At 56.6% G+C, this 14520-nt stretch carries 14 protein-coding genes and 2 tRNA genes; 8 read left to right on the forward strand and 8 right to left on the reverse strand.

Annotated features, from left to right (window positions below; genetic code table 11):
• The 8 genes from JCM25143_RS07085 to sbcD all read right to left on the reverse strand — a co-directional run.
• Positions 1–1808 (reverse strand): TonB-dependent receptor (locus JCM25143_RS07085; RefSeq protein WP_025860516.1); only part of this gene is annotated, 1808 nt, incomplete at its 3' end.
• Between the two features lie 144 nt (positions 1809–1952).
• Positions 1953–2987 (reverse strand): FecR family protein, encoded by a 1035-nt coding sequence (locus JCM25143_RS17645; protein ID WP_025860517.1) that lies wholly within the window; start codon positions 2985–2987, stop codon positions 1953–1955.
• Positions 2988–3087: 100 nt separating this feature from the next.
• Positions 3088–3606, reverse strand: coding sequence for a sigma-70 family RNA polymerase sigma factor (locus JCM25143_RS07095; RefSeq protein WP_025860519.1), 519 nt, complete (start codon positions 3604–3606; stop codon positions 3088–3090).
• Between the two features lie 312 nt (positions 3607–3918).
• Positions 3919–4059, reverse strand: coding sequence for a hypothetical protein (locus tag JCM25143_RS22305; protein WP_159101605.1), 141 nt, complete (start codon positions 4057–4059; stop codon positions 3919–3921).
• Between the two features lie 14 nt (positions 4060–4073).
• On the reverse strand, positions 4074–6377 hold the full coding sequence (locus JCM25143_RS20735; protein ID WP_051543041.1) for a hypothetical protein: 2304 nt from the start codon (positions 6375–6377) through the stop codon (positions 4074–4076).
• 8 nt (positions 6378–6385) lie between these two features.
• Positions 6386–7642, reverse strand: coding sequence for an AAA family ATPase (locus JCM25143_RS20740; RefSeq protein WP_051543044.1), 1257 nt, complete (start codon positions 7640–7642; stop codon positions 6386–6388).
• Entirely contained in the window at positions 7642–8184 is a 543-nt protein-coding gene (locus JCM25143_RS23740) for an exonuclease SbcCD subunit D C-terminal domain-containing protein (protein ID WP_234395087.1), read from the reverse strand. The genes JCM25143_RS20740 and JCM25143_RS23740 overlap by 1 nt, the downstream gene beginning before the upstream one ends.
• Complete coding sequence (sbcD, locus tag JCM25143_RS23745; protein WP_234395088.1) at positions 8115–8903, reverse strand: exonuclease subunit SbcD; 789 nt, start codon at positions 8901–8903, stop codon at positions 8115–8117. The genes JCM25143_RS23740 and sbcD overlap by 70 nt, the downstream gene beginning before the upstream one ends.
• 189 nt (positions 8904–9092) lie before the next feature.
• Between sbcD and gpt the strand changes: the two genes are divergently transcribed.
• The 8 genes from gpt (at position 9093) to JCM25143_RS07145 (ending at position 14520) form a co-directional block, all read left to right on the forward strand.
• Positions 9093–9584: a xanthine phosphoribosyltransferase gene (gene gpt, locus JCM25143_RS07110; RefSeq protein ID WP_025860520.1), complete on the forward strand. Its 492-nt coding sequence runs from the start codon at positions 9093–9095 to the stop codon at positions 9582–9584.
• A gap of 86 nt (positions 9585–9670) precedes the next feature.
• Positions 9671–9745 (forward strand) — tRNA-Pro (locus JCM25143_RS07115).
• Positions 9746–9768: 23 nt separating this feature from the next.
• Complete coding sequence (locus JCM25143_RS07120) at positions 9769–10074, forward strand: ETC complex I subunit (RefSeq protein WP_025860521.1); 306 nt, start codon at positions 9769–9771, stop codon at positions 10072–10074.
• Between the two features lie 38 nt (positions 10075–10112).
• A tRNA-Arg gene (locus JCM25143_RS07125) sits at positions 10113–10189 on the forward strand.
• A gap of 418 nt (positions 10190–10607) precedes the next feature.
• Positions 10608–11612, forward strand: a complete 1005-nt coding sequence (locus JCM25143_RS07130; RefSeq protein WP_025860522.1) for a glycosyltransferase — start codon at positions 10608–10610, stop codon at positions 11610–11612.
• An 8-nt stretch (positions 11613–11620) separates the two neighbouring features.
• On the forward strand, positions 11621–12211 hold the full coding sequence (locus tag JCM25143_RS07135) for a histidine phosphatase family protein (RefSeq protein ID WP_025860524.1): 591 nt from the start codon (positions 11621–11623) through the stop codon (positions 12209–12211).
• A gap of 335 nt (positions 12212–12546) precedes the next feature.
• Entirely contained in the window at positions 12547–13446 is a 900-nt protein-coding gene (rfbA, locus tag JCM25143_RS07140; protein ID WP_025860525.1) for a glucose-1-phosphate thymidylyltransferase RfbA, read from the forward strand.
• A gap of 105 nt (positions 13447–13551) precedes the next feature.
• A complete protein-coding gene (locus tag JCM25143_RS07145; protein ID WP_025860526.1) occupies positions 13552–14520 on the forward strand; it encodes a glycosyltransferase in 969 nt (322 codons plus the stop codon).

Below are 14520 nucleotides of genomic sequence, written 5' to 3' on the forward strand. Positions count from 1 at the left end.
CGTAGAACGGCGGGGCTGATGGCGGTCTGATCGTAGCTGCTGGTTTTGACGCCGACATGATCCGATCCGTAGTTGGAGCTTTCCACGCGCTGCACGCGCAGGCCGCCCGTTACCTGTATGCGCTTGTCTAGTGCGGAAATCGTGTCTGCAAAAGCGAGGCTTTCCAGAGTGACCGTGCTGGCAATGGGGGCAGAGGCCGGAATGGCAATATTGCCGCCCGAATAATAGGTGCCCAGACCGGAATAGATGTTGATCTTGTCGGGTGAGACCGCGTTGTTGTTGGCGAACTGTCGCCCCAGCATGTAATCAAGCCGGTTGGCGGAAAACGCGAGTTCCTGCGTAATCGGGCCACTGTCGATCTTGCCGCGCACCCCGACTTCGGCATTGAGGTAGCGCCCATGCTGGGCAATGCCGACAGGGGTGGAGGCTGTCGCATTGCCTTGTGAATCATTGATGATCATCTGCTGGTAGTAAGCGCCTTTGACCTGATAGTCATGAACGCCCACGGTGCCGTATGCCGTAAAATTACGGAAAAGATCGACCTCACTGCGGAAAACACCAAAGAAATCCTGCGCGTTCAGGTAGCTCCATGGCAGGTTGAAGTTTCTTTTCACCCGCCCCGCATCTGGCACGGCAATGCCGGTGGCCAGATCATAATATGGCAGAACACCGTTGATATCGCGCACCTGATAGCCAAAATCGGTGGAAAAGCGCACATGATGCAGGCGCAGGTCTATGCCTGAGGCGACCAGAGCGGTTTTCATGTCGTTGTAGTCAATAGGGCTGGAGCCGGAGCGGATCATGCCGTTCAGCCGCACGCCAAGCTGTTTCTCCTTGCCAAAGCGCCTGCCCAGATCCGCATGGCCACCAAACTGCGTGTTGGATGTGTAATCCGCTTCGATTTTGGTGATAGGCTTGTCATGTGCGCGTTTAGGAATGATGTTGACCACACCACCAACACTGCCGCCGGGTGTCATGCCGTTCAGCAGGGCGGCGGGGCCACGCAGCACTTCAACCCGCTCGGCCAGTTCGGATGTAATGCCGTTAAAAGGCAGCATGCCGTAAATGCCGCCCAGAGCCATATCCTGATTGTCGATATTGAAACCGCGGATCTGTATACGCTCGACCCCGGCGGTGCCGGTAGCAAAGCCTGCGCGCACGGAAGGGTCGTCCTTCAGGGCATCGCGTATAGTCCTGATCTGGCGTTTTTCTATAAAGTCTTCAGTATAGATGGTGGTATTAAACGGTGTGTCCATGACATCGCGGTTGCCGAATATGCCAAGCTGCCCGCCGCGTGCGTTCTGCCCGCCGGGCAGGGTGGCAGGCAGATTGCCTATCATGGCGGAGGAAGGCAGTTCCGAACCGGCAACACGCACGGGGCCAAGCATGATGCTGGTGGCTGCATTCTGGATAACAATCGTATCCCGTCCGGCATAACGATAGGAAAGACCTGATTGGGAAAGCAGTTTTTGCAAGGCCTCCTGTGCGGACATGGAGCCAGTAACCGGCGCGGATGTCTTGCCTGCCAGCAGGGCCGGGTCATAGGTGATCTGAATACCGGTTTGCTTGCCATAAGCCGCCAGAGCCTGCCCTAATGGCTGGGAGGGGATGTCATACGCGTGGGCTGCTGTTTGTGCGGCTTGCACAACGGAGGCGTCTGCCGCTCGGGCGGGCAGTGTATTCAGGCTGGTCAGGGCAAAAAACAGGCCAGCTGGAATGGCCAGAATAACCGGGCGGTTGAGCCATGCCTGACGCAGGCCGGGTTTTCTTGGGTGGCTCATGATGCGGGGTGCAAGTTCAGGTTCCATATGTGTCGCCTTGTCAAACTATGAGAATGAATCGCATTTGAAATAGGGACGGGAAGCTGAGGCCTTTTTATAGGGTGGATTGTCAAATTATTTTCATAAAGCAGGATGAGTCAGAAAACCGTGCGGGCATGGCGCCTGAAGCGGTCAGGGTTTACGGGGGTGAGCGGCAGCGGTTGCAATCAGCATATGATCCGCTACTTCGCGCACACGCCCGCCGGATGGCACAACCGCAGCCCTGAGGGCGGCGGGGATGTTGCCCAGATCATACACCCCCCCAACATGCCGGGAGAGAAGGGCCGGGTTCCAGCTTACGATATAGCCGGAATAATAGCGCCTGAGTGTGTTGGTTACATGCCCGACCGTATCGTTGCTGACAACGAGCATGCCTGTCTGCCATGAACCAATGGTGTCCGGCACAACGGTTTCGCGCGTTATGCCGCCGGTTGCGCGGTCCACCCGGATTTCTTCTCCCGCTCCCAGCACGAGTTCCTGCCCTTGTGGGGTATTGGATACGCCCACAAGGCCTTCCTGCACGCTGATCCGCACTTCCGTTGAATCCAGCCCGATATCAAAGCGGGTGCCGATATCACGTGCCTGCGTGGCTCCGGCCGTAACGCGGAAAGGCCGCTCCGCATTATGCCGAACCTGAAAAAAAGCCTCACCGGCCAGCAGGGTAATGTCACGTGCCTGTGGGCGATAATGTACGGCTATTGCCGAGCGTGCGCCGAGCGTGACGATGCTGCCATCCGCGAGGGTGATGGTCTGGTTTTTGCCGGTTGAAGTCCTGTAGTCGGCCTGCAGGGCAATACGGATATCAGGCAGGACAAGTGCTCCCGCCGCACAGAATGCGACGCTAAGAGCGCAGGCCATGGCCGTCCGCCGCACGGTAGCCGGAGAGGGGGCGCGTGCAAAAGCAGCAGACATGCCAGCGAAAGGGGCAGACTTGTTATGCGTCTTGGCTGAACTGGGGTGAGGGAACAGAACCGGTTCGGTAGCACCGGACAGTCGCCAGACATGCAGCGCGCGCGCCCAGGCATGGGCATGCGCGGGGGAGCGGGCAAACCAGACGGAAAACTCCCTGCGCAGAGCCGGGTCATGCGGGTTTTCCGTCAGGTGGATGATCCACAGACTGGCTTCGCTACCCAGCGGGTCGTACGAAGGGGAAGGGTTATCTGTCATAGGCACGGCATGACACTCCACGCTCCATCAACCGGGCGGCAGACCAAAAGCGGTCCTATGAAAGAGAGGGGGCGTGCGTGCATTTTTAAAGGCAGTCAGTTCAGTTTCTAGGTTCGGCTTGATCAAGAGCCGCCTGACAGGCTGTCATGGCTTCTGTCACCAGTTGTGCGGCCCGCGCGGTTGAAATATCCAGTGCCACGGCAATTTCGCGCAGTTTACAGCCGCCGAAGCGCTTCATTTCAAAAGCAAGACGCATGCGTTCAGGCAGGGTGGCCAGCGCGGTTTCGATAATTGCCAGTTCCTCACAGTTGCTCAGATAGGTTTCGGGTGAACGCGGGTCGCTCAGCAGGTTCTGAATGGCGCTATCCGCTATGTCGGTTTCATTGCGGACACGGCCAAAGCGCAGGAAATCGATGGCCAGCCTGCGGATAACCTGCAGCAGATAAGGCACTGGGCTTTGTATTTCTGTGCCTTTTCCATGCACCAGCGAAGCCTTGATAAAGGCATCCTGCACGATGTCCTCAGCCCGGGCACGGCAGCCGACAATGCTTGCCGCCACGTCTACAAAATGCAGGCGATGGCTGAGATAGACGTTCAGAATGGGTTCTGAATCCTTCACCGTGCTCAAGGTCCTGCCGTGGGTAAGGGGTCAAAAAAACATGCCAGACCGGGCTGTGCGGGCTCGCGTGCTTTCGGTGTATTGCGACAGGTTCTTAACCGCAACTTCTATTCGTTCTGTATTGGTCAGAACGCCACAGTGCGAGCACTTTCAGCCCTCAAATGCAGTCAGAGCATAAAAAAATGCAGGAATGGCTATAAAAATGCCTCCCTCGTTCGTCCCTTATATTAAGGGCAGTTTTATGCTGCTTCGAGGCCGCTTTTGTGGTGCTGCGAATCGTTGGCTGGAAAGGGGCGGACAGGCCGCGTCGGTTCAGTCAGTCATGATGCTGAGCGTGCTGCGACCGCTGGCACCGGGTGTAATCTCGACCTTGACGGGAATACGTTCCTTCAGTTCCTCGACATGGCTGATCACCCCAACCCGGCGGCCTTGTGCGTGCAGATGCTCCAGCACGGCAATGGCCTGCCCTAGGCTGGCGGAGTCCAGTGAGCCGAAGCTTCATCTATGAACAGGCTTTCAATCCGCACACCATGCCCGCATGACATTTCCGACAGCCCCAGTGCCAGCGACAGGCTGACCAGAAAGCGCTCGCCGCCAGAAAGATTGTGCAGGCCACGGCTCTGGCCCGCCATGTCGTTGTCTACCACCTCGATCAGCATTGCGCTGTCCGCCGTTTCACCCCCGGCGCGCTGGAGCGTGTAGCGGGGTTTGAGGTCAGCCAACTTTTCGTTGGCAAAGCCCAGCAGGCGGTCAAGGGTCAGGTTCTGGGCAAAACCGCGCAAGACCTTGCCTTTGGCATCGCCCAGAAGATCGTTGAGGTCTTCCCAGACTTTGCCTTGCTGTTGGGCCTGTTCCAGATCGGCATGCAGTTTTTCTGTCTGGCTGCGGGCCTCATCATCCTGCCGCAGGCGAAACAAGATGTCTTGCACAGTCGTTTTTGCCTGTTCTATCTCGGCTGTCGCAAGCTTTATCGTCTGCTCAAGCGACATCCCTTCCGGCGTGGGGTCGGTCGGGCGCGTGGTATCGTGCTGGTTCAATAGGTGCTGATGGGTGGCAACAGTTGCCTGCGCCGTGGCTATGGCTGTTTCCAGCGCGCGTAGGGCGTCGGCTTCAATTGCCAGAGCCGTTGCGCCAAGGTTGTTGGCACGTTCCACATCCGCGATACTCAGTGAGGCCTCTGCTAGACGTTCATCAAGGCGGCACTGGCTCTCTGTGTATTTTTCTTGCGTGGTTACAACCGCGTGTTCACAATCCTGCTTCTGTGTGCTGGCTTTTGCGGCGAATAGGTTTGCATTTTCATGCGCATTGCGGGCGATTTTTTCCTGTGTGCTGGCTGTCTGTATGGTGGTAGCCAGCGTGGTTTCAACGGCCTGCACGGATTGCCCGTCCAGCAGGGTTGCACGCTCCTGCTCAAGGTTTGAACACTGTGTTTCAGCCAGTTTCAGGGCCTGTTGTGCTGCTTCTAGCTGCTGCTGTGCGGTTTTGTCGGCCTGTCTGGCCTCAGCCGCCCGCGCACTTAGTTCGGGCAAGGCGGCCTCGTTTGCCCGCAGGCGGGTGTTTTTATCTCGCCACTCGGCTGTTTTGTGCGCCAGCCACTGGCCGGGATTGGGCTGGTTTTGCCAGTCCGGTGCAATTCTATCCAGCCTGTTGGCCAGAAAGCGGGTCAGCTCTTCCTGTTTGTGTATGGCGGCTGTCAGGTCGCTTTGCGTGGTGCTGTGGGCAGTCTGGGCCATGCGCAGGCGTTCAGCGGCGTTGTCTGAGAGCCTGCGCTGTTCCTCATAGCTGATACGGGCCTGCCGTTCGGCTTTGTCTGCTTCTTCCGCCTTTTCCTGTGCTCGGGCCATGGCCGTTTTTTGCTGGGTCAGGCTGTCCAGTCGGGTGCGGAGGCGGAGGGTCTGCGCCTCGGTATCGGGGGCTGGTGTTTCACCCTCTGCGCACAGGGCCTGATGCAGGGTGGTAGTGGCCTGTGCGCAGAGGGTTTCGTATTCACTCAGTTTTTGCTTGAGGCTTTTTTGTTGCTGCTCCAGCCGGGCAAGTGGCAGTTGGGCGGCCTTATCGGCTGCTGTCAGGTCGGTCAGTGTTTGTTCGGTGGTGCGCAGAGCCTGCTCGGCGGCTGTGGTCTCCGCACGCGCTTGTTCCACGGCCTCATCCAGCACTGTTGTGAGAGAGGCAAGGTGATGTTCCGTAGCTCCGCAGACAGGGCAGGGCTCTCCCGGTGTCAGTGCTTCGCGCAGCAGGCGTGCCGTGCCATCTGTCGCGGCGGAAAGTCGTGTGGCTGCCTTACGTTTTTCTTCTGCCCGGAGCCGTTGTTCAGGTAAAGCCTGTTCGGCATTTTCTCTGGCTTGCTGGCGTGTTTGTTGTTCCTGTGTCAGGCGGGCAAGGTCTGCAAGAATGTTCTTATATTCCTGCCTGCTCTGGTGGAGTAGCGAGAGGTCTTTTTGTAATGATGCATTATCCTGCTCTATTTTTGATAATGCGTTATATTCCGCCTGCAGTGCGTCACTTTGCTGCGTGGTGGGGGCGCACTCTCTTGCCGCGTGCAGGACTTGGGTGGCCTGCTGAAGAGAGGTTTGAGCGGCTGTGCAGTCCTGCTGGGCGGTCTTTATGGCCGCCTGCGCAAGGTCCAGTTCTTTTTCCTGTGTTGCCAGAGTGTGTTGCAGGGTCAGGATGCCCTGTTCCAACTCATGGCGGGCGGTCAGCCTGTCGGTAATATCGTGCTCATCATGCGTGAGCCGTTCAAGGGGCTGATGTTCATTCAGCCATGCTTGCAAATCAGCTTTCAGGTTCGTGGCGTTGGTGAGTGCTGCTGTGGCCTGTTCGGCCTGCTGGTGTGTGTCTCTGCTTTCAGCTTCGCAGGCAGTATGTTTTTCGCGTGCTGTGGTGTTAGCTTGTCTGGCGGTTGCCAGTGCTGATCGACCGTGCGGGCGGCTGCCAGTTGGGGGGCCGCTTCTGTCTGCCGTTGCTGGGCCTGTGTCAGGTGGTTTTCGGCCTCGGTTAGCGTTTGCCGGGCGGCCTGCACAGTGTTGCGGGCAGCTTGTTCCGCTATGCGGGCTTGTTCGACGGCTGTTTTGGCCTCTTCGTGTGTCTGTTTCGCGGCAAGGCTATTCCGCCAGATTTCGGCCAGAGCAAGGGCCTTCAGGTTACGGGCCAACGCATCGCGGCGGGGGGCGGCATTGTCCTGCTCGATTTTGGCAGCGGTCAGGGTCTTGTGGGCTTCTTCCAGCCGTGTGGCGTGCTGGATACGGTTTGTGTGCCACTCTTGCTGGGTTTGTAGGTTTTTCAGATGGACTTCACTAGTAGTGAGGCTGTCTTGCGCGGTTTTATGGTGTGCCTCCAACTCCGCACGGGCCGTGGGGGCGAGGCAGCTTTTTGCTGCGATCTGCTGCTCTATGGCCTGATAGGCTTTTTTGACAGCACTCGCTTTTTCAAAAGCAAGCTGGCCAATACGGGTGTAGAGGGCCGTGCCGGTCAGCTTTTCGAGCAACAGGGCGCGCTCATCGCCCGGTGCCTTGATAAAAGCCTCGAACTCTCCTTGCGCCAGCACTACGGCGCGGCCGAACTGCTGTGCGTTCAGCCCGATCTGGTTGAGAATATACTCTTTGATTTCCTTCTTTTTGTCTGGCAGCGCCGGATGCGCGTCCAGACAGGTCAGCTCCATTCTGGAAGCCTGAAGGGCCCCATCGGGGCGCTTGCGTGCGCGTTGTACGTTCCATTGGCTGCGGTAGCTGTGCCCATCACGGCCTACGAATTCGAGTGCGGCATAGCCATCGCCCGTGGCATGGCGCAGGATACCGCGCGGGTCGCTGGGTGACAGGCCATCCTGTGTGCTTTCACCGCTACGGGGGGCGCTATCAAGGCGGGGCAGGCTGTCGAACAATGCCAGACACATGGCGTCCAGCAGGGTGGATTTACCCGCGCCCGTTGGCCCGGTTATGGCGAAAATACCTGCATTGGCCAGTGGCCCGTCACGGAAATCGAGCGAGAATTCTCCGGCAAGGCTGGCAAGGTTCTTGCCATGGATGGACAGGATCCGCATCAGTTGTTTTCATCCATCTGGCCGCTATCATCCTCGCGCGAGGCGGCCAGAACCAGCTCGGCAAAGGCGCGGCTCAAGGCATCGCTCGGTGGTTTGTGGTGTTTGTGCTGATGCAGGGCGATAAAGACATCTTTCGCCTGCAGGTCGGCCAGATCCCGGCCGCGCTCACTCGGGGCGGCGTTCTGCCCACTTTGGGGTGCAACGCGACGGATGCGCGTCAGGCGCACGGGCTTGTCTTCCAAAGCCGCCAGAATACGGGCCTGCAGGTGTGGCTCAGGGCCATCGACCAGAATGGCAATTTCAATAAAAGGCCGCAGTCTGCGGGGCAGGTCTGGCAGATCAAGTGCTTGTATAGCCTTTACTGCGTCCGCAAGCGGGAGCGCGCCTTGCTCGGGAATACGCAGGAAAGCCACCGGGCGTGGAATGGGCAGGATATCCAGTATGGTGCCTGTCGGCTCCAGGATGGCCAGCGTTACGGAGTGGCGATAGGCGCGTTCCGTGGCGGAAAGCGGGAAAGGGGAGCCTGCGTAGCGAATGGGCATGGCGGCGTTGAGCGTTTGGGGGCGGTGCAGGTGGCCAAGGGCGACATAAGCGGCGCGGGGTCGAACAGGTCGGTGGCAGCGGCTTCCTCCCCCCCGATAACAAGGCGGCGCTCGGAGAGTTCGGACACCTCGCCCCCTGCTACGTGCAGATGGCCGCTCAGCACCATAGGCAGGTCATGCGCTTTTTGCGCTAGTGCCGTTATGATGCGGGCATACAGCCCAGCAAGCCCATCGGCCTCAAGGTCAGAAGGGCGGCAGAAGGGAACAGCAGCCAGCCATGCAGCAGTCATGCCATCAGCGTTTTTCAGGGGGATACAGATACGCTCCATATCTGGCGTGCGTTCATGGCGGGGTAGTCCCCCGATGAAATGCACATCTGTATCGACCAGTGCGCCCGGCAGGTCGATCCGCAGCGCGCTATCATGATTGCCGCCGATGATAATGATCTGTAGTCGCGGCAGGCGCTGGCGGATTTGGGCGATAAACCGGTAGAGCCGTTGCTGTGCGGGCACGGATGGATTGGCCACATCGTAGATATCACCCGTGACCAGAAGGGCATCGGCCTGTGTCTGTTCCAGCGTGTCCGACAGCCATGCCAGAAAGGCATCGTGCTCGGCCTCGCGCGTGTGGCCGAACAGTTCATGGCCCAGATGCCAGTCCGATGTATGCAGCAGCCTGACCGGCTTTACGGGCGCGCCGGGGGGAGTAGGCGTTATCATGGGGCGAGGGTGCTGTGCAGCGTCAGGGAAAAAGCCATGTTTCATTATGGAGCAGGCAAATTGGGAAAGACAACACCCAGTCTGGCATGGCCATGCGTTGGAATATCCCCTCTTTAATGCGTTGCATGATGCCCGATTGCGGAGCATGTCTGTTTCTCTGATGGAACGACACACGACATGGAAAACGGAATGGCCACGCACTACGCAACCGTGACATGGGACCAACTGCACAGGGATGCCCGCACGCTGGCGCGCCAGCTTATGCCGCTCATGCCGTTTAAAGGTGTGGTGGCCATTACACGCGGCGGCATGATTCCTGCGGCTATTATTGCCCGTGAACTCGGCTGCCGCGTGATGGAAACCATTTCCGTGGTGTCTTACGATGAGGAACAGCAGGGAGAGCCCGTGATCGTCAAGCAGCCGGATGCGGCGGGCAATGGCGAAGGTTTTCTGGTGGTAGATGATCTGGTGGATTCCGGTGTGACCGCGCGGCTTGTGCGCGAACGTCTGCCAAAGGCGGTGTTTGCCTGCCTGTATGCCAAACCCAAGGGGCGCGAGCTGACCGACCATTTCGTGACGGAAGTCTCGCAGGATACATGGGTGTTGTTCCCATGGGATACGGCGCCACTTTTCGTGCCACCTCTGGTTGATGGCGGTCGAGATGGTGACACGGCGGCCTAACCCGATGTGCTGGCTGAAATTTTATCGGTTTTTTGATGTTACAGCTCTTGCCAGCGGGCGGCGGTGCGCTTAGGTTCTGGCTCGTTCGGGGCGTGGCGCAGCCTGGTAGCGCGCGTGTTTTGGGTACACGAGGCCCCCGGTTCGAGTCCGGGCGCCGACCACTGCAAAAGCGGGGAGCCCCGATATGCCAGCTCGTGTTTATAAACAGTCCAAACCAGCCGGTCAGTCCGGTCTCGCAGGTACGCGCCGCTGGGTTCTCGAATACGGGCAGGGTGCCCCCAGACAGCAGGACAGCCTTATGGGCTGGACAGGCAGCACGGATTCCCGCTCCCAGATCAAACTCGCGTTTGACACGCTTGATGAGGCCTTGGCCTACGCCAAGCGCGAACGGATTGACGTTGAGGTCGAAACGCCAGCCGAGCGTCTGCGGCGGCCCAAGGTTTATGCCGATAACTTCCGTTCTGACCGAATCCAGAACTGGACGCATTGATTTTAAGCGCCTTCGCCTTTATGCGTGAAAACAACAGGGCGCCCTTAGCTCAGTTGGATAGAGCAACAGCCTTCTAAGCTGTGGGTCGCTGGTTCGAATCCAGCAGGGCGCGCCATATTTTCTTTTTAAAATTAATGGGTTGTGGCGTTCTGTCTCTCTGTGCAGAGTATGTGGGCGCGCCAAGCTAAGGCTTTGTCCACATTGTTGGGCAGCCTTCACTGGATGTTTTTGCTTGCCCCAGATAATCCAGCGGTTCGCGTTCCATACCGTCTCGTAAGATTCCTGACGCCATTCTGGTTGCAGCATGATGCCGCTATAGAGGTGTGCCTGTGTTATGATCTGGAATGCACGGGCGGCAGGGCGCGTGTCTTGAGGCAGGCCGCCGGTGTGGCTATATTTTCCGTGAGGCGAAACATATGACTGTGCTGTTACGGCGAATGGCCTGATTAAGATTGTGATTGATGCGGATTCCAGACACTTCCAAAGTTCCACGTTTGTTGGTCGTGCAGCGGCAGTCCATGACGGACGGTCACATGGAATCTCGCACTATAGGTGCCAGATTTGTGCCGTTGCTCACCTATATGCAAAGACACAATCTTCTGGTGTGGGAGCAGCTTTCCGAAACCGCTATTGATAGCGATTCGCTCAGGCGCTTTGATGCCGTGCTGTTTAACAAGCATGTCTCTAACCAGTCGCTCAGTATCATGAGGTTGGCAAACAAGCTGGGGCTGCACACGATCTACGATTTAGATGATTGGCTGCTGGATCTGCCGTCGTGGAGTGTGCTCGAAATGAACGCGGGCTTCGTTGACAACGTGTCATCGATGATCCGCGAGGCGAGCGTTGCCACGGCCTCCAATCATATTCTGGAGGAGAAGATGCGGCAGCTGCGTCACTCCAGTGTTGTCATTGTCCCTAACGGTTTTGATCATCAGTCGTTTGATCTGTCGCCGGGGCATTGGCAGGAAAAGACACCGCCTAAAATAATTTTTTCCAATCTGGATGGTGTTAAGCTCATAAATTTCAGAGCTCAGTTTTTTTTAGGCTTGTCGCAGGTTGTTGAGAAAAACCCTCAGCTGAAAATTGATTTTTGGGGCGATGCTTTTCCCGAAATGCACGATCTTCCCAATCTTGTTCATCGCGGTAGTCTTGCGAATATTGAATATAAGAAGGCCATTCGGGATGAAGGGTATTTGTTTGGGATTGTTCCTCTAGGTGCGGAAGAAGATCCGGACACGTTTTTCTTCAACTCATGCAAGTCGGCCATCAAATATGTTGATTATGGGAGCCTAGGGATTCCGGCAATATATTCGGATTGTCCGACATATCGCGGCACCATTTCGCACCGCGTAACCGGTTATATTGCGCAGAATAATGCACAGGCATGGGCGCAGGCGTTTGATGAAATGCTGACCAGTTCCCAATTGCGCAATACGATACGCAAAAACGCCTTCGAAGATGTGCATAAGCGTTTTACGGTTGAGCATATTTCCAAAATGTTTCTGCGCGCGTTGCCGCAAAATATCTCGCAAGGTTAAAGCTGAGCATGGACCTTCTTCTTATCCGCCATGGCCAGTCACATGGGAATGTCGCAGGCTTGTTGAATGCGACAGTGCACGATGAACTTACGCAGTATGGAATGGAGCAAGCGGGAAGCCTGCGTGGATTGATGCAGCAGCGCGGATTGGCCCCTGATATTGTGTATTCCAGTCCGTGGAAACGGGCTCTCCAGACCACCGAGATTATTTTTTCTGATCAGAAAAACTGGTCGATTGATGCGAGGCTGGGCGAAACGGATCCCGGAAAATTTGCGTCATGGCGTGCCGAGGATTTTAAAGTAAAATTCCCTCAATTCGGCGAAAAACTCTCGGATCGCTATAGTGAAGGTGAATCGCATCTGGAACTGGCTGCGCGTTCCATTGACTGGCTGGAGCAGGAGTTTCTAGCCCGCTTGGATGCCCCCGGTCTTCTGGCGGCTGTTTGCCATGCCGGTCCCATTGCTGTCATTAGCCAGTATTTATTGAATATACCCTTGTCGATGTTTCCGAATGTTCTGGTGCCAAACGCATCGCTGACATTATTTCGAAAAGATAAAAATTCGAGAAAAATCATTCTTGAATATGCTGGGTTGTCGTAAAAAATCTGATCAAAATTGACAGTATTCATTGGGTTTTGATGGCAGGTGTGCTTGCAAGATAGATAGTGCCTGATGGCGGTCGGTTGTGTTGCAATGTGTAAAGCTTGAAGACCGAGGGATATGCTTGATTTTGAGCCTGTTGCATCTTGGATTGTCGGACGATCTGGTGCATGGCATAGTTGCTACCTAACGGGGCTCTTGTTTTTGATTTGAGCCTAAAAGGTGTCAGGAAAACACGGTCTTCTTGCGTGGGCGAGGGATACTGGTTAATCGCTTGTTTGCCGTCAGTCGATGTTTGTCAGCCAGCAACTGCATTTGGGAATGCTATCAGATACATGCTCAAGTCTAAATACAAAGGCATAATATTGGCAGGTGGACGCGGGACGCGCCTTTACCCTGCGACCCTTTCCATTAGCAAGCAGTTGCTCCCGGTTTATGACAAGCCGATGGTCTATTACCCGCTGAGCACGCTGATGCTGGCAGGTATTACCGAAGTGCTGATCATTTCGACGCCAAGTGCCTTGCCGCTTTATCAGGAGCTGCTCCGCACTGGTGAAGACCTTGGCATGCGGTTTGAATACGCCATTCAGGCTGAGGCGCGTGGGCTGGCGGAAGCCTTCATTATTGGTGAGCGCTTCATCGGCTCATCCAATGCCGCTCTGGCGCTGGGTGATAATATTTTTTACGGGACGGGTGTTGGCGATAGCGTGCGCCGTGCGGGTGAGCGCAGGGAAGGGGCAACGGTTTTTGCCTGCACAGTTAGCGACCCAGAGCGTTATGGTATTGTCGAGTTCGACGCCGATGACGTTAACCCCGTATCGATTGTGGAAAAGCCCAAGCACCCCAAAAGCAATTATGCCGTAACCGGGCTGTATTTCTACGACAACGATGTCATTGAGATTTCCAAGGGTATCAAGCCTTCAGCGCGCGGTGAGCTTGAAATTACGACTGTGAACGAGGTTTACCTACAGGCAGGTAAGCTCAATGTTGAACGGCTTGGCCGCGGCAATGCGTGGTTTGACACCGGAACCCATGACAGCCTGCTGGAATCCAGCCAGTTCGTGCAGACTATTGAAAAACGGCAGGGCCAGAAGATCGCGTGTATTGAAGAGATCGCTTGGCGCATGGGCTTTATTGACGATGAGCAGCTAGAGCAACTGGCGCACCCGTTGGTTGCAAGCGGTTATGGTAAATATCTGCTTGGCCTGCTGCATAATCGGCAGAGTGGTCACTAACTCCGTCTGTTGAGGCCTCTGCCGCTTTCATGATCGCGCTGGCCCGGTGAACGGGCCCGTGCTAGCCTCTGGTGTGGACGCGGCAGTAAAATCATAGGTGTTCGCTTGCGACTTCTCCTCACGACCTATCATCAGGCGTTTCTGACCCATGGCGGCGGCGAGACCGAGCTGCGGCAGTTGGCCGAACTTATCAACGATCTTGGGGTCAGGGCCGATATCTATGGTCCATCGTCAAAGCGGCTGAGCTTTTACGATGCGGTGATCCATTTTTCCGCTCATGGCGGGGGGGAGCAGTTGCTGGCCGAGGTCAAGGCTGCGGGAACTCCTGTCATTCTGCTGCCCAATTTCAATTTTTTTGATCTTCAGCACACCGCGCGTGGGGTTGTGCAGCGGCACCTCGATCTGGCGGATCTGGTTATCCTGCGCACCGAGCAGGAGCGGGCACTGTGCGTTGAGCATTTTGCCATTGCGCCTGAACGTACTGCCGTGGTGCCTGCGGGCATTTCGGCTGCTTTCGGCAGGCCTGTGGAAGAAAACCTGTTCAAATCAGCCTATGGGCTTGAGCAGTTTATCCTGTGGGTTGGGCAGATTGAGGAGGGTAAACAGCAGTTGCGGGCTATTGAGGCCCTGCAGGATGGTGATATCCCTCTGGTGTTTATCGGCGGCCATCGTGACAAGGCTTATTATGATCGCTGCCGAGCCGCTGCCGGGGAAAATGTGCGCTTTCTGCCCTATGTGCAGCCCAATTCCGAGATACTGCGCTCAGCCGTGCAGAGTTGCGATGCCTATATCGAACTGGGGCTCGACTATCCGGGCTTTTCGTCACTGGAGGTGGCTCTGGCGGGGCGGCCTATGGTGTTGAACGATCATCCATGGTCGCGTGAAGTGCTGGGTAATGCTCCGGTTTATGTCGAAAACGACACACCGCAGGCAATCCGTGCTGCCATGAAGCAGGCACTCGCCGGAAAGGGCGCTGGGGAACTGGTCGAGCGCATGAAGGCGCTGCATGTCCAACCCAAACCAACGCAACAGTTGCTCGAACTTGTTGAAGAGCTGTGTAAGGGCCGCAAGTAG

Origin of the sequence: Acetobacter papayae JCM 25143 (assembly GCF_000613285.1) — a bacterium.
GTDB lineage: Bacteria > Pseudomonadota > Alphaproteobacteria > Acetobacterales > Acetobacteraceae > Acetobacter > Acetobacter papayae.

Excerpts from the sequence above, each read along its gene's own strand:
- JCM25143_RS07120 (WP_025860521.1), top strand. The coding sequence starts at position 9,769 with ATGCCAGCTCGTGTTTATAAACAGTCCAAACCAGCCGGTCAGTCCGGT.
- JCM25143_RS23740 (WP_234395087.1), bottom strand. The coding sequence starts at position 8,184 with ATGCCCATTCGCTACGCAGGCTCCCCTTTCCCGCTTTCCGCCACGGAA.
- gpt (WP_025860520.1), top strand. The coding sequence starts at position 9,093 with ATGGCCACGCACTACGCAACCGTGACATGGGACCAACTGCACAGGGAT.
- sbcD (WP_234395088.1), bottom strand. The coding sequence starts at position 8,903 with ATGATAACGCCTACTCCCCCCGGCGCGCCCGTAAAGCCGGTCAGGCTG.
- rfbA (WP_025860525.1), top strand. The coding sequence starts at position 12,547 with ATGCTCAAGTCTAAATACAAAGGCATAATATTGGCAGGTGGACGCGGG.
- JCM25143_RS07135 (WP_025860524.1), top strand. The coding sequence starts at position 11,621 with ATGGACCTTCTTCTTATCCGCCATGGCCAGTCACATGGGAATGTCGCA.
- JCM25143_RS20740 (WP_051543044.1), bottom strand. The coding sequence starts at position 7,642 with ATGCGGATCCTGTCCATCCATGGCAAGAACCTTGCCAGCCTTGCCGGA.
- JCM25143_RS17645 (WP_025860517.1), bottom strand. The coding sequence starts at position 2,987 with ATGACAGATAACCCTTCCCCTTCGTACGACCCGCTGGGTAGCGAAGCC.
- JCM25143_RS07130 (WP_025860522.1), top strand. The coding sequence starts at position 10,608 with ATGGAATCTCGCACTATAGGTGCCAGATTTGTGCCGTTGCTCACCTAT.